The sequence below is a fragment of the Deinococcus multiflagellatus genome, assembly GCF_020166415.1.
Taxonomy (GTDB): Bacteria; Deinococcota; Deinococci; order Deinococcales; family Deinococcaceae; genus Deinococcus; species Deinococcus multiflagellatus.
Genome location: NZ_JAIQXV010000004.1, coordinates 43,855 through 70,793 on the forward strand (window position 1 = coordinate 43,855; position 26,939 = coordinate 70,793).

General features: G+C 69.4%; 24 protein-coding genes and 1 pseudogene. 3 read left to right on the plus strand and 22 right to left on the minus strand.

Going from position 1 to position 26,939, the window contains the following annotated elements; genetic code table 11:
• Positions 1 to 108 precede the first annotated feature (108 nt).
• The 17 genes from K7W41_RS07265 to K7W41_RS07345 form a co-directional block, all read right to left on the minus strand.
• The gene (locus tag K7W41_RS07265) at positions 109 to 1,314 is read right to left on the minus strand and encodes a thiolase family protein (protein ID WP_224606316.1); all 1,206 of its coding nucleotides are present in this window, start codon (positions 1,312 to 1,314) and stop codon (positions 109 to 111) included.
• Positions 1,307 to 1,894: a hypothetical protein gene (locus K7W41_RS07270; RefSeq protein ID WP_224606319.1), complete on the minus strand. Its 588-nt coding sequence runs from the start codon at positions 1,892 to 1,894 to the stop codon at positions 1,307 to 1,309. The genes K7W41_RS07265 and K7W41_RS07270 overlap by 8 nt, the downstream gene beginning before the upstream one ends.
• 17 nt (positions 1,895 to 1,911) lie before the next feature.
• On the minus strand, positions 1,912 to 3,120 hold the full coding sequence (locus K7W41_RS07275) for an alpha/beta hydrolase family protein (RefSeq protein ID WP_224606322.1): 1,209 nt from the start codon (positions 3,118 to 3,120) through the stop codon (positions 1,912 to 1,914).
• On the minus strand, positions 3,117 to 3,488 hold the full coding sequence (locus K7W41_RS07280) for a four helix bundle protein (protein ID WP_224606325.1): 372 nt from the start codon (positions 3,486 to 3,488) through the stop codon (positions 3,117 to 3,119). The genes K7W41_RS07275 and K7W41_RS07280 overlap by 4 nt, the downstream gene beginning before the upstream one ends.
• Positions 3,489 to 3,528: 40 nt before the next feature.
• Entirely contained in the window at positions 3,529 to 5,874 is a 2,346-nt protein-coding gene (locus K7W41_RS07285; RefSeq protein WP_224606328.1) for a 3-hydroxyacyl-CoA dehydrogenase/enoyl-CoA hydratase family protein, read from the minus strand.
• Positions 5,875 to 6,001: 127 nt separating this feature from the next.
• Complete coding sequence (locus tag K7W41_RS07290; RefSeq protein ID WP_224606332.1) at positions 6,002 to 6,904, minus strand: phosphotransferase family protein; 903 nt, start codon at positions 6,902 to 6,904, stop codon at positions 6,002 to 6,004.
• A gap of 3 nt (positions 6,905 to 6,907) precedes the next feature.
• The gene (locus tag K7W41_RS07295) at positions 6,908 to 7,177 is read right to left on the minus strand and encodes a hypothetical protein (protein WP_224606335.1); all 270 of its coding nucleotides are present in this window, start codon (positions 7,175 to 7,177) and stop codon (positions 6,908 to 6,910) included.
• Positions 7,174 to 8,013, minus strand: a complete 840-nt coding sequence (locus tag K7W41_RS07300; RefSeq protein ID WP_224606338.1) for a plasmid pRiA4b ORF-3 family protein — start codon at positions 8,011 to 8,013, stop codon at positions 7,174 to 7,176. Before K7W41_RS07300 ends, K7W41_RS07295 begins: the two co-directional genes overlap by 4 nt.
• A gap of 24 nt (positions 8,014 to 8,037) precedes the next feature.
• The gene (locus tag K7W41_RS07305; protein ID WP_224606341.1) at positions 8,038 to 8,799 is read right to left on the minus strand and encodes a sulfite exporter TauE/SafE family protein; all 762 of its coding nucleotides are present in this window, start codon (positions 8,797 to 8,799) and stop codon (positions 8,038 to 8,040) included.
• A gap of 153 nt (positions 8,800 to 8,952) precedes the next feature.
• On the minus strand, positions 8,953 to 10,440 hold the full coding sequence (locus tag K7W41_RS07310) for a GGDEF domain-containing protein (RefSeq protein ID WP_224606344.1): 1,488 nt from the start codon (positions 10,438 to 10,440) through the stop codon (positions 8,953 to 8,955).
• Positions 10,441 to 10,592: 152 nt separating this feature from the next.
• The gene (aroA, locus tag K7W41_RS07315; RefSeq protein WP_224606347.1) at positions 10,593 to 11,912 is read right to left on the minus strand and encodes a 3-phosphoshikimate 1-carboxyvinyltransferase; all 1,320 of its coding nucleotides are present in this window, start codon (positions 11,910 to 11,912) and stop codon (positions 10,593 to 10,595) included.
• A gap of 506 nt (positions 11,913 to 12,418) precedes the next feature.
• Complete coding sequence (locus K7W41_RS07320; protein ID WP_263489632.1) at positions 12,419 to 13,426, minus strand: 3-oxoacyl-ACP synthase III family protein; 1,008 nt, start codon at positions 13,424 to 13,426, stop codon at positions 12,419 to 12,421.
• Entirely contained in the window at positions 13,423 to 14,745 is a 1,323-nt protein-coding gene (locus tag K7W41_RS07325) for a F390 synthetase-related protein (protein WP_224606350.1), read from the minus strand. The genes K7W41_RS07320 and K7W41_RS07325 overlap by 4 nt, the downstream gene beginning before the upstream one ends.
• Positions 14,742 to 15,548 carry an MBL fold metallo-hydrolase gene (locus K7W41_RS07330; protein ID WP_224606354.1) on the minus strand — a complete coding sequence of 269 codons (807 nt, stop codon included), beginning with the start codon at positions 15,546 to 15,548 and terminating at the stop codon, positions 14,742 to 14,744. Before K7W41_RS07330 ends, K7W41_RS07325 begins: the two co-directional genes overlap by 4 nt.
• Before the next feature lie 5 nt (positions 15,549 to 15,553).
• Entirely contained in the window at positions 15,554 to 16,519 is a 966-nt protein-coding gene (locus K7W41_RS07335; RefSeq protein ID WP_224606357.1) for an NAD-dependent epimerase/dehydratase family protein, read from the minus strand.
• A gap of 278 nt (positions 16,520 to 16,797) precedes the next feature.
• Positions 16,798 to 17,130, minus strand: coding sequence for a hypothetical protein (locus K7W41_RS07340; protein WP_224606360.1), 333 nt, complete (start codon positions 17,128 to 17,130; stop codon positions 16,798 to 16,800).
• A complete protein-coding gene (locus K7W41_RS07345; RefSeq protein WP_224606363.1) occupies positions 17,127 to 17,531 on the minus strand; it encodes a hypothetical protein in 405 nt (134 codons plus the stop codon). The genes K7W41_RS07340 and K7W41_RS07345 overlap by 4 nt, the downstream gene beginning before the upstream one ends.
• A gap of 56 nt (positions 17,532 to 17,587) precedes the next feature.
• On the opposite strand from K7W41_RS07345, the gene K7W41_RS07350 reads away from it, so the two are divergent.
• Both K7W41_RS07350 and K7W41_RS07355 read left to right on the plus strand, forming a co-directional pair.
• Positions 17,588 to 18,805, plus strand: coding sequence for a saccharopine dehydrogenase family protein (locus K7W41_RS07350; RefSeq protein ID WP_224606366.1), 1,218 nt, complete (start codon positions 17,588 to 17,590; stop codon positions 18,803 to 18,805).
• Between the two features lie 151 nt (positions 18,806 to 18,956).
• Positions 18,957 to 19,253 (plus strand): YciI-like protein, encoded by a 297-nt coding sequence (locus K7W41_RS07355; protein WP_224606367.1) that lies wholly within the window; start codon positions 18,957 to 18,959, stop codon positions 19,251 to 19,253.
• Positions 19,254 to 19,583: 330 nt separating this feature from the next.
• On the opposite strand, the gene K7W41_RS07360 is transcribed toward K7W41_RS07355, so the two are convergent.
• Positions 19,584 to 21,326 carry a hypothetical protein gene (locus tag K7W41_RS07360; protein WP_224606369.1) on the minus strand — a complete coding sequence of 581 codons (1,743 nt, stop codon included), beginning with the start codon at positions 21,324 to 21,326 and terminating at the stop codon, positions 19,584 to 19,586.
• Positions 21,327 to 21,482: 156 nt separating this feature from the next.
• On the opposite strand from K7W41_RS07360, the gene K7W41_RS07365 reads away from it, so the two are divergent.
• Positions 21,483 to 21,773 carry a hypothetical protein gene (locus K7W41_RS07365; protein ID WP_224606371.1) on the plus strand — a complete coding sequence of 97 codons (291 nt, stop codon included), beginning with the start codon at positions 21,483 to 21,485 and terminating at the stop codon, positions 21,771 to 21,773.
• 88 nt (positions 21,774 to 21,861) lie between these two features.
• Here K7W41_RS07365 and K7W41_RS07370 read toward each other — a convergent pair whose 3' ends face one another.
• The 4 genes and pseudogenes from K7W41_RS07370 to K7W41_RS07385 form a co-directional block, all read right to left on the minus strand.
• The gene (locus K7W41_RS07370) at positions 21,862 to 22,749 is read right to left on the minus strand and encodes a hypothetical protein (RefSeq protein WP_224606373.1); all 888 of its coding nucleotides are present in this window, start codon (positions 22,747 to 22,749) and stop codon (positions 21,862 to 21,864) included.
• 213 nt (positions 22,750 to 22,962) lie between these two features.
• Positions 22,963 to 24,054 (minus strand): annotated as a pseudogene (locus K7W41_RS07375) (transposase).
• 331 nt (positions 24,055 to 24,385) lie between these two features.
• A complete protein-coding gene (locus tag K7W41_RS07380) occupies positions 24,386 to 26,077 on the minus strand; it encodes a putative ABC transporter permease subunit (RefSeq protein WP_224606375.1) in 1,692 nt (563 codons plus the stop codon).
• Entirely contained in the window at positions 26,074 to 26,862 is a 789-nt protein-coding gene (locus K7W41_RS07385; protein WP_224606377.1) for an ABC transporter ATP-binding protein, read from the minus strand. The genes K7W41_RS07380 and K7W41_RS07385 overlap by 4 nt, the downstream gene beginning before the upstream one ends.
• Between the last annotated feature and the right edge of the window lie 77 nt (positions 26,863 to 26,939).

Consider the following 26,939-nt stretch of genomic DNA (forward strand, 5'->3'; position numbering starts at 1 on the left):
TCAAATCAATTGTAGGGGTTGGGATGCACGCCGCGAACGAGTTTGTCGCCCAACTGAAAGGAGGAAGGGCGCCTCCGAAGAAGCGCCCGACACCCGTACAATTTCCACTCAGTCGGCGGCCTGGGTCTGCCCTTCTTCGGCGGGGTAGACCTCGATAATGCCGGCCGCGCCCATGCCACCGCCGATGCACATGGTGATCAGGGCCTTGCCGCCGCCCCGGCGCCCCAGTTCATAGATGGCCGTGGTGGTCAGCTTGGCGCCGCTGCAACCCAGGGGGTGGCCCAGGGCGATGGCGCCGCCGTTCACGTTCATCTTGTCCTCGTCAATGCCCAGTTCGCGGGCCACGGCGAGGCTTTGGGCCGCGAAGGCCTCGTTCAGCTCGATCAGGTCAATGTCGGCCAGGGTCAGGCCGGTCTGGGCCAGCACCTTGGGCACCGCCTTGACCGGACCAATGCCCATCAGTTCGGGTTCCACGCCCGCCACGGCGAAGCCCAGGAACTTCGCCAGGGGCTTCACGCCCAGTTCCTGCGCCTTCTCGCCGCTCATGATGAGCACGGCGGCAGCCCCGTCCGAAAAGGGGCTGGAGTTGGCCGCACTGACCGAGCCCGTGGCCTTGAACGCCGGGCGCACCTTGGCCATGTCGGCCAGGTTGGCGTCGCGGCGAATCAGCTCGTCCTTGTCGAAGCTGACCGTGTCGGACTTCATCTTGGTGCCCTTCAGCTTGTCCACGCGTACCGGCACCGGCACAATCTCGGCGTCGAATTTGCCGGCGTCCTGGGCGGCTGCCGCGCGCTGGTGGCTGCGCAGGGCAAAGGCGTCCTGGTCCTCGCGCGAGATGCCGTACTTGGCGGCCACGTTCTCGGCGGTCAGGCCCATGCCAATGTAAGCGCCGGGGCGGCTGTCCACGAGGTCCAGGTTGGGGCTGGGGTTGTGGCCGCTCATGGGCACCATGCTCATGGATTCCACGCCGCCCGCCAGCATCACGTCGGCCTGCCCGGTCTGAATGGCCGCCGCCGCCATGGCGATGGTTTGCAGGCCGCTGGAGCAGAAGCGGTTGACCGTCACGCCGCCCACGCTGTCGGGCATGCCGGCGCGCAGGGCGGCCAGCCGGGCCACGTTCAGGCCCTGCTCGGCTTCGGGGATGGCGCAGCCCAGGTAGACGTCTTCCACCACAGACGCGTCCACGCCCGCGCGCTTGACGGCCTCGTTGAGCACCAGGGCGGCCAGATCGTCGGGGCGGGTGTTGGCCAGCGTGCCTTTCACGCCGCGCCCAACCGGGGTACGAACAGCAGAAACAATAACAGCGTCACGCATGATGATTACTCCTTAGAGGATTTGATTGCCAAGTGTAGTCGCTCTTATCGTATGGAGTGACCAAACCTTTTTCTCGATAGTGCTGATGGCGTTGCTGAGCGATTTCGAACTTCTCTTGTGCCAAGTCCACCAAGTCTTTAAAACCATTCCTCTGAAAAACAAAGGTCAGGTCGTCGAAGCAAGTATCCGCCAGTTCCCTGACTTTTTCGGAAAACGGGGCCAGATCAGCCACGGTCAGAGGGTGATTCGGCAACTGAACCTCACCTATGCGGTAGTACACCTGCTCCTCGCCAGTGGCATCCAGGCCAATGGACACATATGAATATGCGCCCCCTTGCTCCCAGTGTTCGCCTTCAAACTCACCTTGTTCGAAGAGCAACCCGACCTTCCAGAAGAACTGCTCACCGTTCGGACGCTTCAACCAGACTTCCGAGGTGCCATAGAAGTCACCGGTGCCGTCCCAGTCATGGCAACCCGAGCAGCCCGTATAGCTGACCAAACCGACCCGGGCCAGTTCGGCAGGCTGACCCAAAGGGCTCTTCAGAAAGCTGTCCCACAGGTGCGACAGGGCTTGCTTCATCTGTTCGTGCTCCGAACTCATGCGCCACCTGCCTCTAACAGCACGCGGCCGATAAAGCCTTCCAATTGCCCGTCGTACTTTTCCGGGTCAATGTTCCAGCAGCGGATGTGCTTGGCGCCTTCGACGCGGTGGTACTCGATCAGATCGGGGCGGGCGGCAGCCAGCGCGTCGGCCTGCGAAACCGGAATGGTGCGGTCGCGGGTGCCGTGCCACAGGATCATGGGCAGGGTGAACTTGGGCGCGGCGCGCAACTGGTCCACCGTGTCGAAATCCTGCCCACTGCGCTTCGTCACGACCCACTGGGTAAAGGTGGCCACATGCCGCGCCAGGAGCTTGGGCAGGCCGAAGCGCTGCCCCTGCCACAGAATGGTGGCCCGCCAGTCCAGCACCGGGCAGTCGAGGGCCACGCCCAGAACGGGCAAAGGGAAGGGCTGGTGCTTGTCGCGCAACACACTGAGCACAATGTTCCCGCCCATCGAAAAGCCGTACAGGATCACACGTTGATAGCCGTGATCCCGGGCCCACGCCAGCGCCGCCAGCACGTCCTCGGCTTCCTGGTCGCCCAGGGTGAGGTAGCCCTTGCCCGCCTGGGGGGCGCCGTAGGCATTGCGGAAGGTGACGAACAGCGACCCCGTCCCCGTGCGCTGCAGGGCCGGCAGCATCCGCAGCGCCTGGGCCCGCTGGCCCCCGTGGCCGTGCACCACGACCACCAGGGTATCGGCGTGTTCGGGCACCGTGCCCGCAGGCGGAATGTGCCACGCGGGCATGTCGCCCACCGGGGTGGAGACCACGGTGTCCTCGTACGCCACGCCCAGCTGGGCCGGCGTGCCGTTGTAGACAAAGGTGGACACCCACGCCAGCGCGCCGTTGGGCAGCACCCCACGTTCCTGCAGCACCGGGCGGCGCACCAGGGTGCCGGCCAGTTTGCGCTCTCCCAGCACCGCGTGCCCCCGGTTGGGCCGGATGGGCACCACCCCCACCACCCCGCGCGACAGCGTTTCGGCGCCAGCCGGCAGGTAGATGTCGTTGCCCCGCCGCCCCACCGGCACGAACACCCCCTTGACCCAGCGGGTCTTGCTGCGCAGGGTGATCTCCGCACCGAACAGTGCACCGACGAGAACGACGGCGGCGTAACCCAGGGTGAGCCAGCCCAGGTGGCGGGGACGGGGCTTAAAGCGCCGTCGTGTTGATGGTTGATGGCTGATGGTTGATGGTCTAGAGGTCATGGTGCGGCCTTCAAGTTACGAGCAAGCGCGGTGATCTTGGCGCAAAGCGTATGAGCCTGGACAAGAACTTCTTGGGGCTGTTCAGGCGTGAGGTAGCCCAGCCGCACCGCCAAATCCAGCGCACTGGCCACCTCGTACGCCGAACCCCTAGCCTGCATCAGGAAATGAGCGAAATCCTTTCTGGAGTCCCGCCCAGAGCCTTCCGCAATGTTAAGGGTGATGGACGTCGCCGCACGGCGAAGCTGGTTGGTCAGCCCAAACCGCTCATCGGCAGGAAAGGCTGCAGAGATGCGGTAAACCTCCGCGGCCATCTCCACCGACAGGTGATAGATGTCCAGCTTCTCAAACCCGAAAAACCGCTGACCCATCACCGCTCCTCCATCCACCATCACCCTTCAACCATCACCATCAGTTCCTGAGCGGCTTGCCCGTCTTAAGCATGTGCTCAATGCGCTGCTGCGTGCCCTTCTTGCCCAGCAGGGTCAGGAAGGCCTCGCGTTCCAGGTCCAGCAGATGCTGCTCGCTGACCTTGGCGGTGCGGTTGTTGCCGGTGCCGCCGGACAGCACGCGGGCCAGCTGTTCAGACACCACGAGGTCGTAGTCGGTCACGTAGCCGCCCTGGTGCATGCCGTGCAGGGCGCTCTTGATGGCCGCAATGGCCGCGTCGCCCATCACGGGGATGTCCTGGCGGGGTGCGGGTTGCACATAGCCGGGGGCCAGGGCCAGCACCTGCCGCTTGGCTTCTTCCAGGATGTGGTTCCTGTTCATGGCCACGGTGTCGGTGCCGCGCAGGAAGCCCAGGTTGCGCGCTTCCAGGGCGCTGGTGCTCACCTTGGCGGTGCCGATCAGCTCAAAGGCGCGCTGCACGGCGGGCAGCAGCGTGGCGCCCACGCGCTGGCCGGGCTGCTGCATCTCGGTGAAGCGCAGCAGCATTTCCTTGGTGCCGCCGCCGCCGGGAATCAGGCCCACGCCCACTTCCACCAGGCCCATGTACAGTTCGGCGCTGGCCACCACATGGTCGGCGTGCAGGGTGAATTCGGCGCCGCCGCCCAGGGTCAGGCCGAAGGGGGCCGCCACCGTGGGGTGCGGGCTGAAGCGCAGGCTGGTCGTGACCTGCTGGAACTGCTTGACCATGTCGTCCAGCTCGTCCCACTCGTCGGCCTGGGCCTGCGACAGGATGAGCGGCAGGTTGGCCCCGGCGCTGAAATTCTCGCCCTGGTTGCCAATCACCAGGCCCGCGTACCCCATCTCCTGCACCAGCTTGTGGGCGTCCTGCACGGCGCGCAGCTGGTCCTCGCCCAGGGCGTTCATCTTGGCATGCCACTCGACCAGCAGCACCCCGTCGCCCAGGTCCACGATGCTGGCGCCGGCGCGCTTCTTGACCACCTTCGTGGCGTCTTTCTTCAGGTCAGTCAGGACAAAGTAGGGCGCTTCGTAGGGGGTGGGCTGGCCCTCGGGGGTCACGGTGTCGTCGCCCTGGTAGAAGCTTTCACGGCCACTGGCCTTCATGGCGGCCAGCAGCGGGGGCAGGGTGCGCCCTTCGGCCTCCAGGTTCGCAATCACCGTCTGCACGCCCAGGGTGTCCATCGTCTCGAAGGGACCCTGTTCCCAGCCAAAGCCCCACTTCAGGGCATTGTCAATGTCCTGCAGGCGCCCGCTGACGTTCCCGGCCATCTTGGCGGCGTACCAGAACCCGTCGTTCATCACCCCGCGCAGGAAGTCGCCTTCCTTACCCTCGGCGGTGTACAGGGCCTTGACGCGTTCGGCCAGGGGGCGGCCCTTGACGGCTTCCACGGCGGCCACCTTCACCTTGCCCCGGTCCTCGTACTCGAAGGTGTCCAGGTTCAGGTGCAAGATCTTGGTCTTGCCCTTCTCGTCCTTGGTTTTCTTGTAGAAACCGCTGCCGGTCTTGTCGCCCAGGAACTTCTTCTCTTCCACCAGGGTGCGGAAGGCAGGGGTGAGGGTGAAGTCCTCGTCGTCGGGCGTGGCCTTATTCAGGTCGTTCGCCACATGGTAGATGATGTCCAGACCCGAGAGGTCGGCCGTGCGGAAGGTCGCACTCTTGGCGCGGCCCAGGGCGGGGCCGGTCAGTTCATCCACCTCGGCGGGGGTCAGGCCGGTTTTCTCCATGTGCCCCATGGCTCGCACAATCCCGTACACGCCGATCCGGTTGGCCACGAAGCCGGGCACGTCGTTGGCCAGCACCACGCCCTTGCCCAGCGTGGTCTGCGCGAACTCGCTGAAGGTTTTCACGACCTCGGGGGCCGTCTTGGGGGTGGGGATCACTTCCAGCAGGTGCAGGTAGCGCGGCGGGTTGAAAAAGTGGGCGCCCACAAAGCGGCGCTGGAAGTCCTCGCCCCGGCCTTCAATCTGCAGGTGCATGGGAATGCCGCTGGAGTTGCTGGAGATGATGGCTGTCTTCTTCGCCACGCCCTCCACCCGCGCCCACAGGTCGCGCTTGGCGTCCAGCTTCTCGATGATCGCCTCGAGAATCCAGTCGGCGTCTTTCAGCTTCTTCAGGTCGTCTTCGAGGTTCCCAGGTGTGATCAGTGCCGCGCGCGCCGGGTCCATGAAGGCGGCGGGGCGGGCTTTCAGGGCGCGCTGAATGCCCTGCTTGGCCAGGAAGTTACGGTCGGGGTTGTCCGGCAGAACAATGTCCAGCAGAACAACAGGAATACCGGCATTGGCGAGTTGAGCGGCAATCGCCGCGCCCATGACGCCCGCGCCGATCACGGCAGCTTTCTGAATCTTCATGCGACCTCCTGCAGGATGCTTAAAAATTAGACTCGGTTCAAGTTTAAGGCGCCTCCGGGGCGTTTGTCCACTGAAGAGGTTGCGGGCCGCAGGGGGCGGGAGGCGGTGAAAAGCGCCGGGGGACCGCTCACGGAGAAGGGGGTGTTGGGTTGACCGCGTCCTGCCTCCCGCTTCCTGCCAACCCCGCCAGCGCCCGGTGTCCCGCCAGGATGTACGCCGGCTGGCCCTGTGCCGCCCCATACGCCAGGTCGCCCAGCGCGCGGCAGGTGGCGTACCACGCCGCGCGGCGCAGAAGGTCCAGGGTCTGGGGACTCACCAGCAAGGCAGCCCTGAGCAGTTCAGGCTTCGCCCAGTGAATCAGGCCAGCCCAATCCCGGGCCGGGTCGCCCAGCGCGGCGTCGGCCCAGTCCAGCACGCCGCAGGGCTGGCCCGCCCGGTCCAGCAGGACGTGCTCGGCCGCGAAGTCCCCGTGAATGGGCACCAGGGGCACGGCCAGGGGCGGCGGCGCCTGGACCACGGCCCGCCACCGCGCCGCGTCTGGGAGCAGGCCGGCCGCTTCGGCCACCTTCAGATCCGCCAGGGCGGCGTCCTGCCAGTCCCCGCCGCTGGGGTCGTGGTCGGTGGGGAGGACCACAGCAGCTGCGGGAAGGCCGTGGAGGGCACCGAGAAACTGGCCCAGCACCCGGCCCACTTCGGCAGGCCGGGCCAGGGGCTGACCCAGGGCGGGGGTGCCCGGCAGGAACCGCGCCACCGCAAAGCCTTCGGGGCACAGGGGCGCTGCGCTGCCCCAGGCGAGCACCTCGGGCAGCGGGAGGGGCAGCAGTGGGGCCAGGGTCTGCAGCAGGGCCGCCTCTAAGCGCAGGGCCTCTCCGCCACCCACCCACTTGGGAAAGCGAAGCACCAGCGTTTGCCCCAGCGCATACACCCGGTGGTCGGTGCCCTCGCCCAGCCAGCCCAGCGGCTCACCGGCCAAGTGAGGGGGCAGCAGGGCGGCCAGCTGGGCCAGGGTCAGGGCCGGAAGGGGCAGCATGGTCTACACGAAACTTTTGACCACGAAGACCACCAGCAGCCCGCCCAGCGCGAGCAGCGCCGCCACACTCAGGCGGCGGTCACGGCGCCAGCCGGTCAGGGCCACCCACAGCGCCGCCAGCACCGGCACCGCGGCCACCCACACCACGCCCACCCAGGCGAGGTCCGGCACCAGCACGCCCAGGGCCAGCAGCGCCACGCCCACCCAGAAGCCCGCCGGGTACAGCCACGCCGGCAGCCCGGCCAGTTCGGCGGACGGGGAACCGGGCGTCATTCGTCCCACTCCGGGTACTGCTCGGGGGCGGTACCCAGGGCGTCCAGCACGCGGGGCAGGCGCACACGCGGCGGGGCGTCCTGGGTGCCCTGATAGGTCACGTCGAACAACCAGTCGTCGCCGTAGTCAAAGAGAAAGGTCCAGGTGGCCTGCCGCGCAAAGGGGACCGTGGCAGGCACGCCCTTGACCCCGTGTTCCTCGCGGCCCGTCTGCTGGCCCGGCGCGGGCAGGCCGGGCCCGGTCAACACCGGCCCGACCACTTGCAGCTGGGCCAGCACCGCGTCCAGCCCGCCCGGCTGCGCCAGTTGTGCCCGGATCTGGGGCGGCAGCGAGGTGCCGGCCTCTTCCACTTCCTCGTCCAGCAGCAGGCCGTCAGCAAAGGCCCGCAGCTGGGCACTCACGGCCGCCTGCAGCCGTTCTGGCACGCGCGGCTGCAGTTCCTCGTCCAGGCGCCGGGCCAGAAAGCCGGCCGTCTCCCGCATCAGGGCGTGACGGTCCACCGTTTCCAGCAGCAACATCAGGGCCACTTCGGCCTCGTCGGGGGGTGGGGGCAGGGCCGGAAGGCCCAGCGTCGGGGCGCCGCGCGCCGTTTGCATGTCGTGAAACAGTTCGTAAGCCACGGCCGAGCGGTACGGATTCTTGCCGTCGAAAAACCCGAAGGCATGGTCCAGATCGAAATTAAACGCCGCCACGATGGCCGAAGCGAGGGCGTACAGGTCCGCGCCCTGCGGCAGCCCCACCACCCGGTAAGGCAACCGCCGCTCGCCCGGCACCTTTGCGCGGCTCACCACCTTGAAGACCTGCATCTGACGGCCAGCTTTTCTGGTTGCGGTCATGCACCCTCCCCTTTTCCCGCAGGCTCACGCCCAGTATTTCCACAGCAGCTGCGCGGCCGTAAAGATCAGCAGCAGGCTGAAAAAGAGCTTGAGCTGCGCGGCCGGAATGCGGCTTTGCAGCGTGGCCCCGGCCCGCGCGCCGATCAGCACGCCCAGCGCCACCCCGGCCGCCAGCCGCAGGTCCAGCAGCCCGCCCGCCTGATACACCAGCGCGTTGCCCACGGCGGTCAGGCCCATGATGAAGGTGCTGGTGGCAATCGCCTGCCGGATAGGCACCCCGGCCAGCAAGTTCAGCACTGGCACCTGCACCGTGCCGCCCCCAATGCCCAGCAGGCCGCTCATGACCCCGGCGAAGGTCATGGCCGGCGGCACGAGGCGGCTGGGGGGCCGCTCGGCCTCCACCCGTTTCAGGCCGCGCAGCAGGTTGTACGCCGAATACAGCAGCAGCGCGGCAAACACCGTGGCCACCGCCCGCCCCGGCAGCACCAGCCCCAGGAACGAGCCGGCGGCGCCCCCCACAATCGTGTAGGGCGAGAGCAGATACCCGGTGCGGGCGCGCACCAGCCCCTGCTGCAGGTAGCTGGCCGCCCCGCTGAGGCCCACCGCCAGCACGCCGATCTGGCTGACCGCCACCGCCTGCGCAATGGTGATGTCGCGGCCAAAGAGGGGCAGCACAAATTCCAGCGCGGGCACCACCACCACCCCGCCCCCCAGCCCCAGGATGGCCCCCAGCATCCCCGCCAGCAGCCCGATCCCGATCACCGCCAGCGTCAGGCCCGTTACCACCAGAACACCAGAGGCAGAGGCGCCCAGGCGCTGTTACGACGGGCAGGGCGCTGTAGGGAGGCACCGGGCCGCTGGGGCCCAGCTGGGCCTGCGCCGGACCGTCCGGCCAGAGGGGGCAGCCGTTTCACGCCCCGGAGGCTAACACGGCCCTCCCTAGCCCGGCACCTTCACCAGTTCGGCGCTGCGGTGTCCGCCCGCGCGCTTGGCCCGGTACATGGCGGCGTCGGCCTGCCGGACCAGGGTGTCTTCGCTGGCGCCCGCGCCGTCCATGCGCGCCAGACCCACTGACCCCGTGACCCGCACCTGCGCGCCCCCGGGCACCGTGACCGGCTCGGCCACCGCCGCCACCACCCGTTCGGCCAGTGCCTGCGCGGCCCCGGGGCTCTGGTCGGCCGGGCCCAGCAGGGCAAATTCGTCGCCGCCCAGGCGCGCCGCGCGCCAGTCCTCACCACTGCAGGCCGCCAGCCGCCCGGCCACCACGCGCAGCACCTCGTCGCCCGCCGCGTGGCCGTGATCGTCGTTGACGGGCTTGAAGCCGTCCAGGTCCAGCAGCAGCACCGTGGCCCCCCCCGGCAGCGCCGCGCGCAGGGCGCGGTAGAAGCCGGCGCGGTTAAGCAGCCCGGTCAGGCCGTCGTGAAAGGCGAGGTGCTCCATCTGGGCCTGGCTCTGGCGCAGGGCCTCGGCCTGGGCCTGCAGTTGCCGGTTCAGGCGCAGGCTCTCGGCGTGCGACAGCGCCTGGCGCAGCGTGACCATGCCGAACACGGCCGCCGTGAGCAGCACCACCCCACGGCCTGCCAGGGTGTCCTGGGGGCCATACAGCACCAGCAGCGTGCACGAGGCCAGCACCGCCACGTACGGCAGGGCGCGCAGCACCAGTTCCAGCCGGGCGTGGGCGGGGCCGGGGTCTTCGGGTTCGCGGGTGCGGGCCAGCAGCAGAATGCCCAGCGCCTGTCCCACAGCGCCCCAGGCCCACAGCAGGTCCAGCGGGCCGCGCGGCTGGTACAGGGTGCCCAGGTTGAAATACAGCAGGTCGGCCACCACGTAGGCCAGCAGGCCCAGCAGCAGCGGCCAGCGCGGGGCCGCCAGCGGCTGGCGCAGGGTAAAGAGCACCAGGGTCAGCAACACGATGTCCAGCGCCAGATAACTGAGGTTCAGCACCCGGAAGATCAGCGTGCTGCCCTGGTCCTGCAGCAGCGGCACCAGCGCCAGCACCCACGAGGCCTGCGCCACCACAAGGCCCACGGTCAGGCTGTCCAGCAGGGCGCCCGGGTTGCGCCCGCGCCGCTGGCCCAGCAGCAGCAGCCCCAGCAGCCCGGCGTAATAGATGAGGTACCCGGCGTCGGCCACCGAGAGGTCGGGGGCCTCGCGCCCGGGCAGATCGAACAGCAGCACCCAGGCGACCTCGGCCGCCGCCAGCGCCGAGAGACCCAGGGTGCCCCAGCCCAGCAGGCGCCGCCCTGTTCCGCGCGCCTGCGCGTACGCCTGCCAGGCCACCGCCGCGCACAGCAGCAGCACGCCCATGTACAGCAAGTCCACGGCGTGGGTGTCGTGGCCGGTCAGTCGGGCCAGCACCAGCACGCCGCTGTACAGGGCGCACAGGCCCAGCAGCGGAAACAGCAGGAGGGGCAACGGGGTCTTCATGGGTCTACCCCCACAGGCAGGGGTGCCCCACTGTAGGCCCCGCCACAACACAGGGCTCTGACAGCGGTGGGCCCGAACACCCTTCAGCCGCTTGAAGGGAACGCGGGCCCAGCCGCCGCGTCCCGAAAGGCCAGCCGCTTCGCCCTGCTCCTTCAGGCGCGGGTGGCCTCCGGGTAATCAAAGCGGGCGCCCAGGGCTTCCAAGTGCCGGAAAAAGAGCGGGTAACTCTTGCGGATGTGGTGCGCGCCCGTGATGCGCAGGGGCGCCTGGGCGCTCAGGCCCAGGATGGTGAGCAGCATGATCATGCGGTGGTCGCCGTGGCCGTCGGCGGTCACGCCCCCCGCCAGCGTGGCTGTGCCGCTCACGCTCAGGCTGTCTCCGGTTTCGCTGGCGTGCAGGCCCAGCCGCTCCAGTTCGCGCCGGGTGTCCGAGATGCGGTCGCATTCCTTCAGGCGCAGGGTGGCCACGTTTTCCCAGGTGGTGGTGCCCTGCGCCAGCGCAGCGGCGGCCGTGAGCGCCTGCACCGCGTCGGTAAAGCCGTCGCCGTCGCGCGTAACGGCCCACAGGGGCGCGCCGCCGCGCACGGTCAGCGTGTCGCCCTCGCGGGTGATGGCCGCGCCCATTTCGCGCAGGACCGCCACGGCCTCGCGCTCGCCCTGCAGGTCGTGTTCGCGCAGGTTCGAGAGGCGCACCTCGCCGGGGCGGGTGGCCGCCGCCGCCAGCAGGGCCGCGCTGCCGGGGTAGTCGCCCGGCACGGTCACGCGCCCCGATTGGTAAGTCTGCCCGCCCGGAATGGTCACCCGCCCCAGGTCCTCGCTGGCGCTCGCCTGCACCCCGAAGGCCGCCAGGGTGTCCAGAGTCTGGCGCAGCGGCGCGTGGCTCTTGATGTCGCCGGTCAGGCGCAGGTCCAGGCCCCCGGGCAGCAGCGGCGCCAGAAACATCAGGGCGCTGGCGTACTGGCTGGAGCGCTCGGCGCTGACTTCCACCGTGCCCCCACGCACCGGCCCGCTGATGGTGACCGGCAGGCGCCCATCCTCGCTGCGCACCCGCGCCCCCAGCCGGGCGAGTGCCTCCAGCAGGTCGCCCTGGGGCCGCCGCCCCAGTGAGTCCGGGTGGTCCGTGACGAAGGTGGTCTGCTCGGTCAGCGCCGCCACGCCCATCAGAAAGCGCGCCACCGCCCCCGCATTGCCCGGATTCAGGGTCACCCCCGCCCGGGGCCGCGCCCCAAAGCCGCGCACGACCACGTCCTCGCCGCAGTGCTCAATGCCTGCCCCCCAGTCGCCCAGACAGCGCAGCATCGCCCCCGCGTCCTCGCTGGTGGCCGCCCCCACCACCCGCGTCTCGCCCGGCGCCAGCGCGGCGGCCAGCAGGTAGCGCGTGGTGTAGTTCTTGCTGGGCTGCGCCCGCACCTCGCCCCGTAACTCGGCGGCGGGATACACGATCACATCGAATCTTTTCGGCAGGCCGTCCATGCGGGCCAGGGTACCGGGGTGGCGGGGCGCGGGGCGGTGGGTTGTCGAGAAAGGGGGGAGAGAGGGGAGTGGGTTGTGGGGAGTGGGAAAAGATTGGGGGGCAGGGTGCGGGATGCGGGAAAAGAGGGGAGTGGGGTGTGGGGTGTGGGAACAGATGGGGGTGGGCTGGTGCGGGGGTCTGGACGCCCCCTCACCCCTTGCTGCGCAAGGCCCTCTCCCACGAGGGGAGAGGGTCAGAACACCATCCCTTCTCTTCAAAAGTAGAACCTTCTGGGCCGCATCAAATTCCCTTGCCCCCTTACCGCCCGGGTCCAGACGAAGCCGTCGTGCGCGAAGCGCGCGGGCGTACGACGATGGGCGGAGCCAGGCAACGGCGTACGACACAGGACGAAGGAAGGCCGCCCTAACTCGTCAGTCAACGTTTGCCGAGCGCAGCGGAAAACTCCCCCCTGCCCCTCTGGGGTAGGGGGGCTGGGGGGGTGGGGCCAACCGGGTCAAGCCACCACCTACACTTCCAAAATCACCCCCCCCGCAATCAACCCCGCCCCCGTCCCCACCAGCAGCGCCGTCTCCCCTACCCCCAACCGCCCCGCCCGCAGCGCCTGGTGCAACGTAAGCGGCACACTCGCCGCAATCACATTCCCCAGCGTGGGCAACGTCACCTCCACCCGCTCAGCCGGCCACCCATAGCGCCGCAGCAGGTCCAGCCCCGCCTGGCTGGCCTGGTGCGGAATCACCCGGTCAATCCCCGGCAGCCCCGTACTGAGCCCCGGCCGCAGCCGTTCTAGAAACCCCGGCACCACCCGCGAGGCCAGTTTCAGCACCTGCAGCCCCTGCATATCGAACGTGAAGTCGCGGTGCTCTGCGCGGGGGTTCTGCGGCATCAGCAGCGTGCCGCCGCCGCGAATCCGGGTGTGGTCGGCGCCCTCGGGGTAGGTTTCGATCCGTGCGGCGTGCAGGCCCTGGCCGGGGCGCTCGGCGGGGCCCAGCAGCACAGCGGCGGCGCCGTCGCCAATCAGCAGGGTGCTTTCAGGCTGCGCGGGGTTCAGGCCCAGGCTGCCCCCCTCGCTGGACACGATCAGGACGTGGCGCGCCTGCTGCGTATGAATCAGCAGGGCGGCGTGCTGCAGGGCCACCAGAAAGCTCAGGCAGGTGCCGTGCAGGCTGTAGGTGGCGGCCCCGCGCAGGCCCAGTTCGCGGGCGAACAGGGCGGCGCCGTCAGGAATGGGCTGCAACTGGCTGCCGCTGGCATTCAGCAACACGTCCACTTGCTCAGGGGGCAGGCCCGCCTGGGCCAGGGCCTCGCGGGCGGCCTGGGCGCCCAGGCTCAGGGCCGTTTCGCCCTCTGAAAGCCAGCGGCGCTCGCGCACGCCGCTGCGCTTCTGGGCAAGTTCAGCGGGCACGCCGCACAGGGCCGCCACCTCGGCAGTGCTCACCACCCGCGCGGGCAGGGCCTGGGCGGTGGACAGAATGCGGACGCCCAACGGCGGCGCCGGACGGAACAGGGCGCTCATGGGGTGACCTCCGGGGCCAGGGGCCGGGCGCGGCTCACCCGGCGGCGCTTGGTGCCGGGGGCCAGAGGGGGCAGGGGAACGGTGCTCAGCGTCACCTGGGCGGGGTCGGCGCCGCTGCGGCGCAGGGCGGCGCGCACCTCGGCCAGGGCCCGCGTGTCCAGGTCGGGGGTGCAGGGGTTCAGCGCCAGCGTCAGGGCGGCCGCGCCCGTCTGCTCGGCGCGGTAGTCGCGCAGGCCCGGCACGGCCGAGAGCGCGCCGCGCAGAAAGTCGGGCCAGATGGTGACCGGTTCGCCACCGGGCCCCGGCAACTGCAGGGCGTCGTCCTGGCGGCCCACAATCGCCGCCACCCGGCGCGCGGCGCGGCCACAGGGGCAGGGCTCGGGGTGCAGGCGCAGCAGGTCGTCCAGGCGGTGGCACACGAACGGCTGCACCCGGCGGCGCAGGTCGGTGATCACTGGCCGCACCAGCCCGCCGCCCACCGCCTCCAGGTCAAAGTGCACATGCGCTTCGGTGAGGTGCAGCTCGCCGTGCTCGCAGGGCAGGGCCAGCAGCCCCTCGGTGGCCTGATACACCTGCACCACCGGGCCCCAGGCGCGCAGGTGCGCGGCGTCATCGGGGTCCAGCACCTCGGCCACGCTGACCACCCGCTCGGCCTGCACCCCGGCCCCCTGGTCCTGCACGGCGCGCAGCACGGCGGGCGGGCCCACGATCAGGGTGGGGCGGTAGGCGGTCAGCTCGCGGGCCAGGTCGGCCACGGGCCGCAGCAGGTCAAAGAAGCGGAAGTCCAGCCAGCGGCTGCCCACGCTGCGGTACAGCGGGCTGTCGGCGCGCAGGAAAAAGGCCACGCGGTGGCGCTGGGTCAGGCCGCGCCAGCCGCCGGGCAGCAGCGCGCGCAGCACCGTGCCGGCCCAGCGCGCCTGCTCGGCCTCGCCCACCAGGAACACGCCCTGCGTGCCGCTGGTGCCGGTAGACAGACCCACCGTGACCGGGCCGCGCGGGGTGGGCAGCCGGGGCGTGAAATCGCGCGTCTGCTCGGCCCGCCGGGCGGCAGTCAGGGCCTGGGCCAGCGTGACGCCCGCTGTGTTCAGGGTGTCGAAGGTGGCGAGCATCTGGGCCTTGGTCGTAGGCGGCAGTTCGGCCCAGCGCGAGAGCGGCAGCCCCGCCGCCCGGAAGCGCGCCGCCACGGCCGGGCTGTGGGCCGCCACCCAACGCAGGTGCTCGTGGGCCAGCCGCCGCTGGTGGGCCTCCAGCGCCGGGCGCGAGCGGAAGGTCAGCCGCGCGTCGTCCAGCGCCGCGTGCAGGATGGGCAGCGCCTTCACCGCCAGGCCTCCGGGGCGTCGTGGCTCACATGGACCCGGGCGTGGGGACGGGCCTGCAGGAACGCGCGCAGCTGGGCGCCGCTGGCGGCCTCCTGCGTCGGGTCGAAAAACGCCGCGCGGGCCAGCGGGTGGGGTGGGCGGGCCTCGCGAGCGGCGCGCACGCTCCAGGCGGCGTCGGCGGCCAGCACGCTCAGGCCCTGGGCCTCGGGGACCAGCAGGCCCACCATGCCGGGGGCGTGCCCAGGCAGCGGCACCGCCCACACCGAGCTGTCCCCGAAGACGTCGGCCACCTGGGCAAAAGGGGCCAGATCGGGGGGCGCCGCCTGGAACGGCAACCAGCGGGCACGGGCCTCGAAATCGGCGGGCAGGGCCTCGGGCAGAAAGGCCCGGCGCACGGCCTTCAGGCCGCGCAGCGCCCGCAGCGTTTCGTAGGCGGCGCGGTCCAGATGAAACGTGGCGTGCGGAAAGTCGCGCAGCCCCCCCACATGGTCGGCGTGCAGGTGCGACACGATGATGTGCCGTACGTCCTGCGGCGCAAAGCCCATCACCGCCAGCTGGGCGCGGGCGGTGGCCTGGGGGTGCAGACGAACCGGGGTGACCAGGCCGTACAACACGCCCGGCCAGCGCCGCATGGCCCGCACCACGCTCTCGCCGTAGCCGGTATCGAACAGCACCGGGCCGTGGACGGGGTGCAGCAGCAGCGAGAACCCCGCCGGGTACGCCTGCAATCGCCAGGGGGCCCCGCGCTCGGTGAGGGCCGCGAGGTTCAGGCAGTCGCCCGCCTGCAGAGGAATCACCCGCACGGCGCTCACCGCTGCCCCCGGATGTGGGCAAAGACCTCGGCCAGGCCGTCGTCCGGGGCCACCACCGGGGCGTAGCCCAGGCGCTCGCAGGCCCGGGTCAGGTCCAGGGTCATGGGGCGGGTCAGCAGGCGCACGCCGCTGGCGGTCAGCGGGGGTTCGGGCTGGGCGGGGTGCCACCGCGCACCCAGTTCCAGCAGGGAGGCCGCGCCTTCCAGCAAGCGCGCGGGCACCACACGCCCCGGGCGGGGCGCCCCCAGCGCGTCGGCCAGCCGGTCCACGGTGGCCCAGAGCGGGATGGGCTGGCCGTCGGTCACGTTGTAGACACCGGGGGCCGGGCGGGTCAGGGCCAGGCTCACCGCGTGCGCCGCGTTGCGCACCTGGGTCAGCTCGGTCCACACCTCGTCCCGGGTCAGGCGGGGCAGCCGCCCACTCTGCAGGGCGTGGGCCAGCCGGGGCACGAGGCTGGTGTCCCCCACTCCGTACAGCCCGCGCGGGCGCAGGATGGTGGCGTCTGGCAGCGCCGCGCGCACGGCCTCCTCGGCCTCGAATTTGCTGCGGGCATACAGGCTGTCAAAGCGCGGGCCCACGGGCGTGTCCTCGCGCACCGCCTGCGTCTGCCCGGTGGCGTTGTACACGCTGGGCGTGCTGACGTGCACGAGGCGCACCCCAGCGGCGGCGCAGGCGCGGGCCAGTTCGCCGCTGGGGCGGATGTTGTCCGCTTCAAAGTCGGCCCAGCGGCCCCACAGCGTGGCGCGGGCCGCCGCGTGAACCACGGCGTCCACACCGCGCAGGAGCCCGGCCCAGTCGGCCGCGCGCAGGTCGGCGGGCACAAAGGCCACCCCGGCGCGTTCCAGCGCGGCCCCGCGCGCCACGTCCCGGCCCAGGCCGCGCACCTCGTGGCCCTCAGCCCTCAGCTCGCGCGCCACCACGCCGCCCAGAAAGCCCGTTGCGCCGGTCACAAGCACTCGCATCTGGCCTTAGAGTATGGGGCCCGCGTGACCGGGCCGGGCGCAGATCGGAACGCGGTTGAAGGGCGCCTTTGACACCGCAGGCCAGATAAGGGAGCGGGTGGAGCGGCACAATGCCCATATGTGGGGGGCCCTCCCCACCCTCTCCTGGGCCCCATGACGCCCGTTGCCTTTGCCGCCGGCCAGCGTTGGCTGTCTTGCACCCACCCCACGAACCCACCCGCACGGTCCTGATTCTGCGCCACGACGACAGAATCCCTGCTCGAAACGGGCCACATTCCTCAGCGTGCGGCAGACCTCAGCGTGACCCGGCCCAGGGTCAGGTTCACCTCAAAGCCCACCGGCAGGCGCGTCACCTCGCAGTTGCCGAGGCCCTGGGGCGCCCGCACGCCCCGGTAGGCCGGGCCCCCGCAGCTTTCGGCGCTGCCCACCTCCACGAACGGCCGCCCGGGGTCGCTGCTCCAGGCCTGCTGGGCGGCGGCCCGCACCGCCTGGGCATAAGCGCGGGCCGCCTGGGCCTGGGCCGCCCGGCCTTGCCGGGCCTGCCACTCCGCCGCTGCCAGCAGCCCCAGCACGGCCACCAGCGCCAGGGGCCGCCACACGGCGCGCTTCATTCCGGCCGCGTGATGCGGTACTGCCGCTCGCCCTGCACCGTGACCGTGACCGTGACCCGGCCGCCGTCCACCGTCACGGTGCAGTCTTCGGCCCCGCGTGGCAACGGTTCAGCGAGGGCCTGGGTACAGGGCTGGGTGTAGCCCAGCTGCTTTGAGGGCTGGGTCACCAGCACGGCGTCGGCCACCCGCACCGCGTAGTCGCGCACCGCACGCCCCTGCCAGGACAGCGTGGCGACCATCAGGCCAATCAGGGCAAAGAAGCCCACCAGAATGCCCAGAAAGGTCCGCTGGGTGCGGGCGCGCATCTCGGGGGTCACCTCGCGCAGTTCGCCGTGGCCGCCCAGACCGGCTGGGGGGGTGGGCGGCGGCGGAGACGGGGCGGGACGGCGGCGCTTGCTCACAGCGGCCAGCCTAGCGCGCCCGCCCTGGCCAGAAGCCTCACGGTACACTGCACCCCATGAGCAAGGTCATCATCATCGGAGCCGGCGGCGTGGCCAACGTCACCGCCAAAAAGTGTGCCCAGAACGACAGCGTGTTCACCGAGGTGCTGATCGCCACCCGCACGGTGAGCAAGGCCGACAAGATCGTGGCGGAAATCAAGGAGCATTTCCCCCAGAGCAAGACGGTCTTTACTACCGCCACCGTGGACGCCGACAACGTGCCGGAACTGGCCGAGCTGATCCGGGCCTTTGGCCCCAAAATGGTCATCAACCTCGCGCTGCCCTACCAGGACCTCACCATCATGGACGCCTGCCTGGAAACCGGCGTGCACTACCTGGACACTGCCAACTACGAGCCCAAGGACGTGGCGAAGTTCGAATATTCCTGGCAGTGGGCCTACCAGGACCGCTTCAAGGAAAAAGGCCTGATGGCGCTGCTGGGCTGCGGCTTTGACCCCGGCGCCACCCAGGCCTTTACCGCCTACCACGCCAAGCACCACTTCTCCGAAATTCACTACCTGGACATCGTGGACTGCAACAACGGCAACCACGGCAAGGCGTTTGCCACCAACTTCAACCCGGAAATCAACATCCGCGAAATCACCGCCAACGGCCGCTACTGGGAAAACGGGCAGTGGGTAGAGACCCAGCCGCTGGAAATCAGCCAGGACATCTACTACCCCAAAGTCGCCACCCGCAAGAGCTTTGTGCTGTACCACGAGGAACTCGAGTCGCTGGTCAAGCACTTTCCCACCATCAAGCGCGCCCGCTTCTGGATGACCTTTGGCGAGGCGTACATCAAGCATCTGTCCGTGCTTGAGGGCATCGGCATGACGTCCATCGAGCCCATCAACTTCCGGGGCCAGCAGATCGCCCCGATTGAGTTCCTGAAGGCGGTGCTGCCCGCGCCCGAATCGCTGGCGGCGGGCTACAGCGGCCAGACCTGCATTGGCGTGCAGGCCAAGGGCATTGGCAAGGACGGCCAGCCCAAGGTGCATTTCATCTACAACGTCAAGGACCACGCCGAGTGCTACCGCGAGGTGCAGGCCCAGGGCGTGTCGTACACCACTGGCGTGCCCGCCATGATCGGCGCCATGCTGATGCTGCAGGGCGAGTGGATGAGGGAAGGCGTGTGGAACGTGGAGCAGCTGGACCCCGATCCCTTCTTCGACGCCATGAACCAGTGGGGCCTGCCCATTGACGAACTGACCGGCATCGAACTGGTCAAGGACTGAGAGCGGGAACCACATGACCTGAAGGTGAACCCTTCAGGTCATGTGGGGCGAGAGGAGCGAGTGCCCGCGACAGACAGCGGTTGGCGTGGCGTTGACTTGAATCTCAGCACGCGCCAAGGCCGGTCAAAGCCCGCCCCCCCAGGAGATGTCCATGCACTTTCTGCTGTTTTACCGAGATCTGGTGCCCGATTACCTGACCCGGCGCGAGCCGCTGCGCGCCGCCCACCTCGCCCATGCCCGCGCCGCCGAGGCGCGGGGCGAACTGGTGCTGGCCGGCGCCCTGGCCGACCCTGCCGACGGCGCCGTACTGCTGTTTCAGGGCCAGGGGCCAGAAGCGGCGCAGACCTTCGCCCAGACCGATCCCTATGTGGTCAGCGGCCTGGTGGGCCACTGGGAAGTGCGGCGCTGGATGACCGTGGTAGGCCAGGACGCCGCCCACCCGGTGTAAGCAGCGGAAAGGGTAGGTAGCGGGGCCGCTGAAGCGATATCAGCGGCCCCACTCTTCTGGTTATGCCCATGCTCTATGACAACGCCGAGGTTCGCCCCTGCATGCCCGTTCCACCGCTTCACACCCTGCCGCCCCTACGCAGAATGAACTCGTGGATGGACAGCCTTGCGAACAGGTTTAACCGTTCCGCTGGCGTGGCGCAATGCACACGCCCTTTGCCCCTCTCCCTTACCAGAGAACTCGCAAGAGACGTGTGGGTGAAGCGGCCCACCCGACCTTTTCGTCAAGGCCACCCAGCTGAAACCTGCCCCCTCACTGGATAACACCAATTCACTGGGAGACCACGGCAGCGCTCCCTTCTCCACTCGCCAGGGCCCGGAATTCAGCCAGCCGGGGATGCTCGGGGTAGGCCTGGGCAAACTGGGCCACAAGATGTCCCATGTTCGCGCCCAGGCGCTCGCGGCGGTACACCGTCAGCAGGGCAGGGACCATGCCCTCCAGGGCGGCGTCCACCTGCGCCTGCACGCCCCGGCTCCAGTCCGAATCTACGCCTGGCAGAAACGCGCCGCGCAGGCCCCCAAAGGCCCGCACCGGGTCCAGGCTGGCCGCGCCGCGCAGCACCTCGGCCACGTCCAGCAGCCAGTGATAGGCAGGGCCCAGCCGGTAGCGCTTGGCGTGGTGCGCGCCCTCGCTGACGATGCTCTGCGGCCCCAGCGCCTGACGGCAGCGGTAAATGTCCTGCTTGACGGCGCTGCTGGCGGCGGCGGGCGCCCGGTCCGGGTAGAGGTGCAGCTGCAGGGTGGCCCGGTCCAGGGGTCCACACAGGCCCAGACAGGCCAGCAGCGCCGCCGGGGCCCGCACCGGCTGACCGGCGAAGCACACCTGCGCGCCGCCCAGGGTCTGCACCTGCACGGTGGGCGGCGGCGCTGGGGGCTGCGCGTGGGTGCGGGCGGCGTCCAGATAAGCGCGCAGGGCGGCAGACGGGGGCTGGTCCGCCAGGGCCGCCGCCACCTCGTCCACCACGGCGCGCACCGGCAGCAGCAGGGGACTGCGCAGCGCCGCGTCCAGGGCCTGCCGAGCAAGGTCCGGCGCGTCTGGAGTGCCGGCCGCCACACGGCACAGCGTCGCCAGCGTCTGCGCTTCACCCAGGGTCTGTCCCCGGGCCCGAAAGGCGGCCAGCGCCGCTTGCAGCGCCTCGGTGGCGGCTGGCCCCTCGCCCAGGTCGGCCAGCAGGGCGCCGCGCTGCCACAGGGCTTCGGCGCCTGGGGGCAACAGGGCCAGCGCCCTCAGGGCCCGGCTCCACTGCCCGGCGCGGCGGTCCAGGGCCACGCGGCGCAGGCCTACCCAGCGCGCCCAGCGGCTTTCGGGCGGGGTGAGGGGGCCCAGGGTGGCGGCCACCCGGTCCACAAACACCTGCTCGGCGGCGTGGTCGCCCGTCCAGGCGGCCACATCGGCGCGCACGGCCCACACGAACCGCTGCGCCTGCACCTGCTCGGTGCTCAGCAGCTGGCTGGCGCGGTCCAGGTGGCCCTGCGCCTCGGTCAGGCGACCCGCCACCGCCTGGGTCCAGCCCAGGGTGGCCAGGGCCGTGGCCCGTTCGGCGGGGTCGGGATATTCGGGCAGCACGCTCAGGGCGATCTGCAGCGCCCCCTCGGCACGGGCCAACTGGCCCTGGCGCGCGCAGGCCCAGGCCATCGTGACCAGCGGTCCGGCGGCGCGGCGCTCCAGGCCCAGGGCCAGCAGGTCGCGGGCGGCGGCCTCGGCCCGCTCGGCGGCGCGGGCCCACCAGCCCTCTTCCAGGTCCAGCGTGGCCAGCACCTGCTGCGCCTCGGCCGCCCAGTCTGAGCTGAGGCCCGCACGGTGCCCCTCCAGGTGCGCGCGGGCCTGGGCCCAGCGCCCCACTTCCAGCAAAACCGCTCCGTAACCGACGGTGGCGCGCATCTCGCCGGCCAGATGGGGCCGCAGCAGGTGAAGTTCGGCTTCGGGATACGCCCCCAGCGCCAGTTCCGCCGTGCCCAGCACCGCCAGTTCAGCCGGCGAGAGGTCCAGGCGACCCCGCAGTTCGGTGAGCACCAGACCAAACCGACCCCCCTCCAGTGCCCCCAATCCCCTTACCGCCGCCATAACCTGACCATAACCGATGGGCGGCTATGCTGCCCCCAGCGTTGTCCTGCTGCGTTCTCCTGTCGGCCCTGGCCCACTTCCCTTTTTCCCCCAGAGACGTGATTCATGACCCCACGGCCTGCCCCCCGCGTTTTCCCACCCGCCACCCAGCTGTACCACGAAGCCGTGGTTCAGGCCCGCGCCGGGCACCTGGCCCAGGCGTGCGCGCTGCTGGCCCGCGCCTACACCCTGACCCCGCCCCAGGCCCTCAGCCCCGGCGAGGGGTTGGCGTTGCTGCCGCTGCAGGATGATCTGGTGTTTCTGGGCCAGTTCCTGCCCTGCCTGCGCCCCACCCTGGCCCTGGTGCAGACGGTGGGCCGCTGCACGCCGCCGACCGCGATTACCCACGCCAGTTAAGGCTCAGACCTCCGCGTCGGCAAACGGGCCTCATATTGCGAAGGCAGCCGCCCTGCGACGAGGACGGCTGCCTTCCTACCCTTCAGGCTCAGAGGTCTTGCAGCGCCCGCAAGCCGTCGGCCAGGGGGCGCTGCCCGTCGACCACGACGCGCCAGACCTCGACCACGTCAGCCAGGGCAGGGTCATTGTGGTTGCCAGTGGGCAGGACCCCGAAGTCTTTCCAGGCGCGCCGCGCGGTGGTCAGGTGGTCCGGGCCGCCGCGCGCCAGGGCCACCAGCATGGGCAACAGGGGCAGCACCGGCCCCCAGATTTTCACCCCGTTCTCCTCGCGGCCCAGCCGGGCAATCTGGTAGGCCACGTTGCCGCCGACACTGAGGCCAATGGTGGGGACCCGCAGCCCCAGGCGGGTGAGATGAGCGACCAGCGGCGCCGGAACAGCCTGTCCGCGCCAGGAGGCCCGGTTGGAAACCCGCAGGATCAGGTCAAGTGCGGGGAGAAATTCCAACACGGGCTGAGGCATCAGCGCGGCGTACACAGCCGCCTGGGGATGCCAGCGCCCCACCAAGGCCGCCAGCCCTTCAGGATCTGCGTAGGGAATGGTCCGCGCGTCCTCAAAGACCGCTCGAAAGCGCTGCTCTGCTTCGTGCAGCGGCAACCGGAGCTTGTCCAGAGGGGTCATGGCCAGTTCCAGATCGAGGGCAGCCAAGAGGGCGCGGTTAAAAAGGTCTTCGGCTTGTGCCTGGGTGCCGCCTGCCAATTCTTGAACCGCAACCCCGTATTCGCCGAGCAGCAGCCGGGCGCGGCCGCGCACCCAGCGGCCAAAGAGCTGATCGCTGTCAAAGATGTCACGCAGGACGGACTGTTCTGAAATCGCAAGCACTTCCCGGAGCACCTGCTCGCGCTGCGCCAAGGCTTTGCCTGCGGGCGGCAGACTTTCGGCGGCGGCAAAGAGGTGCCCGGCCTCAAGTTGCCACACCTGCTGCGCTGGGCCGTCACGTCTGATTTGTTCGTCAGCAGCCAACCGGCCATAGAGGGCCTGAACCCATTGAGTGTGGGCCCAAAGCAAGGCGTTATCAGGCTGAGCGTTAAGGGCGGGGCGCAGGCTCTCTAAGGCCGAATCGAAGGCACCAAGATTCATCAAGCCATTCGCCAGGTTAATCGCCGACATCCTGACCTGCATTGGACTTACTCAGGAGTTGCACCTTGTATAGCGGAGTGAATAGCCGTGCTGGTGGAGAAATTCCTTGTTTTTGAGGAAGGTTCGGAGCAGGCGGTTCAAATACACGCTCGGCATCACCGTCATCAGGGCCAGAGCCGCACACGCTTCCAGGGTCATGCCACTCTCCCGGTGCAGGATGGCCAGCGTCCAGGCGAGGCACACCAGCAGCACCCAGCGGTCCAGGCCGATGGCAGTTCGCAACGCGAACTGCGCTAGACCGAACTGATGCTTGCCCGCCTTGAAAAACGATTCCTCGCTCCACCGCGCCTTCCCTTCGGCCACGACCTCATCGCCTTCCAGCAACTCGGAGGAAACCGCATGGAACACTCGGTCGCCACGGTCGACACGTCCGAGAACCAGCGTGTCATGCGGCCAGTTCCTTAGCTCGACATCACCTCCATGCGGACCATCAGCCACGGTCACCTCGCCAGGATGCAGTGTCCTGCGGGTCGAGCGCACACCGACCACGAACTCAAACCCCAGCTGCCTGACTTCATCCAGGAAAACAGCGGCTTCGAAGCCGCTGTCCGCCAGGACACGCACCCGAAACCGATGTTTGATCGAATCGGGCACGGTCCGGAGCAGTTCTCGGACCAGCGTGACCGGAGTCGCCGTCCCTTTGCCCTTGTATACGCGATACCCAACGGGGAACTTGACCGCACCGTATTCGGCGAACAATACGACCAGATGGATACCGTGAACGTCGTTGTAGACGCGAACGAAGGGCAGCGTGCTGCCCTTCTTTTCGATGCTGGTCAGGTCGACACTCAGCCGGAGGAGGGGCCGGTGTTTGCGGCGAGCAGACAGGAGCAAGGTATCCCACTGGGCACTTTGCAGCACCGCCCAGCCCTGCGCCGTGTCCCAGGTGTACTCGTTCAAGAGGCGGCTGAGCGCACTCTTGCTGACCAGTTCTGCACGGTGGAGTGCCGTTTTGGTGGCCGTGTCGAGAAACAGAGCGAGCGCAGCCCCGAGGCTGCGCTACTGGTAGCAGGTGGTGGGGATGGCCAGAAATGCATCTGCCAGAATGCGAACGCGCTCCCCCGGAATCTGTGACGTAGACACTCCCAGAGTCTCCCGGCTGGGAGCGCTCTCCTGCTGTTATGCAGGTGCAACTCCTGAGTTGACACCATGACGGCCCAGAGCACCCCACACCTCATTTCATATTTTCTGGCAGCTGTGGCCACACAAACTGGAGACCTCTCTGCTGCCTGTGTCCACCTTTTGAAGGCTTATCTCTCCACCCCTCCCTCCACCTTTTCCGCTGAGGACTGCTGCCTGCTGGCCTCAATCGCAGATGATCTGGTGTTTACTGGACAGTTCCTTCCTGATCTTGGGAACACGCTCGAACTGGTGAGGGTTCTTGCAGGGCCCAGACAGGCGGCTTGAACCCCCCCTACTCCCACCGCTCCAGCCGACCCCACCCCAGGCGCAAACTGAGCCACGTGCCCAGCACGGTCACCAAGGCCAGCCCCAGCAGGCCCAGCCCCCCTTCCAGCGTCCCCAACGCGGCGTAGCCAGGAAACAGGTCTGGGCGCAGCACACTGGCGGCAGCCGGGCGGGCCAGCAGCAGGAGGCACACCACCGAGTACAACAGACTCAGGCCCATGAAGGCCAGTCCGCCGGGGCTGACGCCGATTTCGGCGGGGTTGTCGGCGTCGAACTTGGGGGCCGCCGCGCCCAGCCCCACGCCCAGCGCCGTGATCACAAAGGCGTTGCTGACACTGACGAGGGCGCTGAGCACAAACAGCGTGGGCCCCAGGCCCATGGCCGCCGCGCTGGCCAGCCCCATCACCAGCCCCAGAACCAGCGTGACCGGCAGCACGCCCAGGAACTTGCTGAGAACAATCTGACGCGGTGAAATGGGCGCGGTGCGCAGCAGCCAGTACGCGCGGCCTTCCGTGGAAACGGCGGGAAAGGCCAGGCGCACCGCCACCCCAGCGATGATGAACCCCTGAAAGGCCAGCTGGATATACCCCAGAATGCCCCGGAACTGCGGCACCGGAATGGGCACCGCCCGCACACTCACCAGATACACGCCCGCCAGCGCCACCACCACCAGCAGCTGGCTCCACTGGGTGGGGTCGCGCAGGGTCACGCGCAGGTCCTTGCTGGCGAGGCTGCCGCCACGGCCAAGCCCGGCCAGCAGCCGTTCAGTGGCGCCGGCGCGGCGGGGGCGGGGGTCCAGCTTGGGGGTGCTGGAATCCAGCGCGCGTGCCCAGCCCTCCTGGTAGGCGCGCGCGGCCAGCCACGTGGCGGCCACCAGCAGCGCGGCCGTCAGCCCGGCCAGCGGCAGCAGGGGCAGGGCCAGGGTGCCGTGCGCGGCCTGCCAGATACCCTGCGCGGCCCAGGAGGGCGGCAGCAGGGGACTGCCCGGCCCACCAAACTCGCGCAGCAGGGCTTCGACTTTCGTGGGGTCCTGCAGTTTCTGCACCAGCACTTCTGGCCGCAGGGCGCGGATGGCGTACACCAGCGCCGCGCTGATCAGCACGCCCAGCCCGGTGCTGATTTCCCGCACGCGCCCGGCTGGGGCCACCCGCATGAGCAGCACGGCCAGCAGGGCGCCCAGGCCCACGGGCGCGGCAAAGACCAGCGTGGCCGCCCCCACCATCACCGGGTAGGCCCACCAGGGCGCATGGAAGAACACCGCCACCGTGATCAGCAGCGGCAGGGTGAGAAAGAGGGGCGCCAGCGCGGCATTCAGGAAGGTTTCCGTGACCTTCAGGGCGAAAACGCGCACGGCAGAAAGCGGCTGTGCCAGCAGGAAGTTCAGGTCGTCACTGAGGTACAGCGTGCTGATCGCGGCGGTGGTGGCGCTGAAGGTCACGCCGCTGGACAGGGTGATCAGGCCGATTTCCAGCACCCGCGCGAACACGTTCAGGCCAATGTCGCCGTACCGGCCCAGAAACGTCAGCGCGCGCCAGCTGCCGTACACCTCGGCCGTGAGGAGCAACAGGGCCAGCAGGCCCACCAGGGCGTAGCCCCACTTTGGGGCGCGCTGCACGGTGCGCCGCAGGGCCCGCAGCTTCAGGCCCCACAAGCTGGGCGAAGCGGGCGGGCGCGGGCGGAGAACAGGGCGCGTGGTCACCGCTGGGCCTCTGCGGCGCGCCGGGCTTCGGCCTGTTCTTCTTCCAGCAGCCGGAAGAAAATGCGCTCCAGGCTGTCGCCATGAACGCCGCCCGCCTCGGTGCCCGTGCGGGCCCGCAGATCATCCATGGTGCCCTGCCCCAGCACCCGGCCCCGGTCCAGCACGACCAGCCGGTCACAGACCGCCTCGGCCAGCGGCAACGAGTGGGTCGTGAGCAGCACCGTGCGGCCCCGGTCCGCGTGGGCACGGAACAGCCCGCGCACCTGCCGCGCCGCATGGGGATCCAGGCCCACCATGGGTTCATCCACGATCAGCACCGGAGGGTCGGGCAGCAACGCGGCAATGATGGCCACCTTCTGCCGCATGCCGTGCGAGTACGTTTCAACCGGTTCATTGCCGAAATCCGTCAGGCGGAAAAAGTCCAGCCAGTGGTCAATGCCCGCTTCGGTGTTTGGCACGCGGTAGAGCTGGCCCACAAAGCGCAGCAGTTCCCGGGCGCTGAGCTTGCCGTACAGGTAAGGCCGGTCCGGGATGTACCCGAAGGCGGCTTTGGCCTGCAGAGGTTCTTTCCAGACATCGAACCCCGCCACCCGCACGGTGCCGCTGGTGGGGCGCGTGAGGCCCACCAGCGCGCGAATGGTGGTGGTCTTGCCCGCCCCGTTGCTGCCCAGCAGGCCGAACACCGCGCCCGGCTGCACCGTGAAGCTGAGGTTGCTGACCGCTTCGTGCCGTCCGTAGCGCTTGGTGTACCCCTGAACCTCGATTCCCCGCTGCCCGTCGGTCATGCCGGGCAGCGTAGGCGCTCGGGTCTGACGGAAGGGTGACAGCCCGGTGCAGCGGCAACCAACCGGGCGATCCCCGT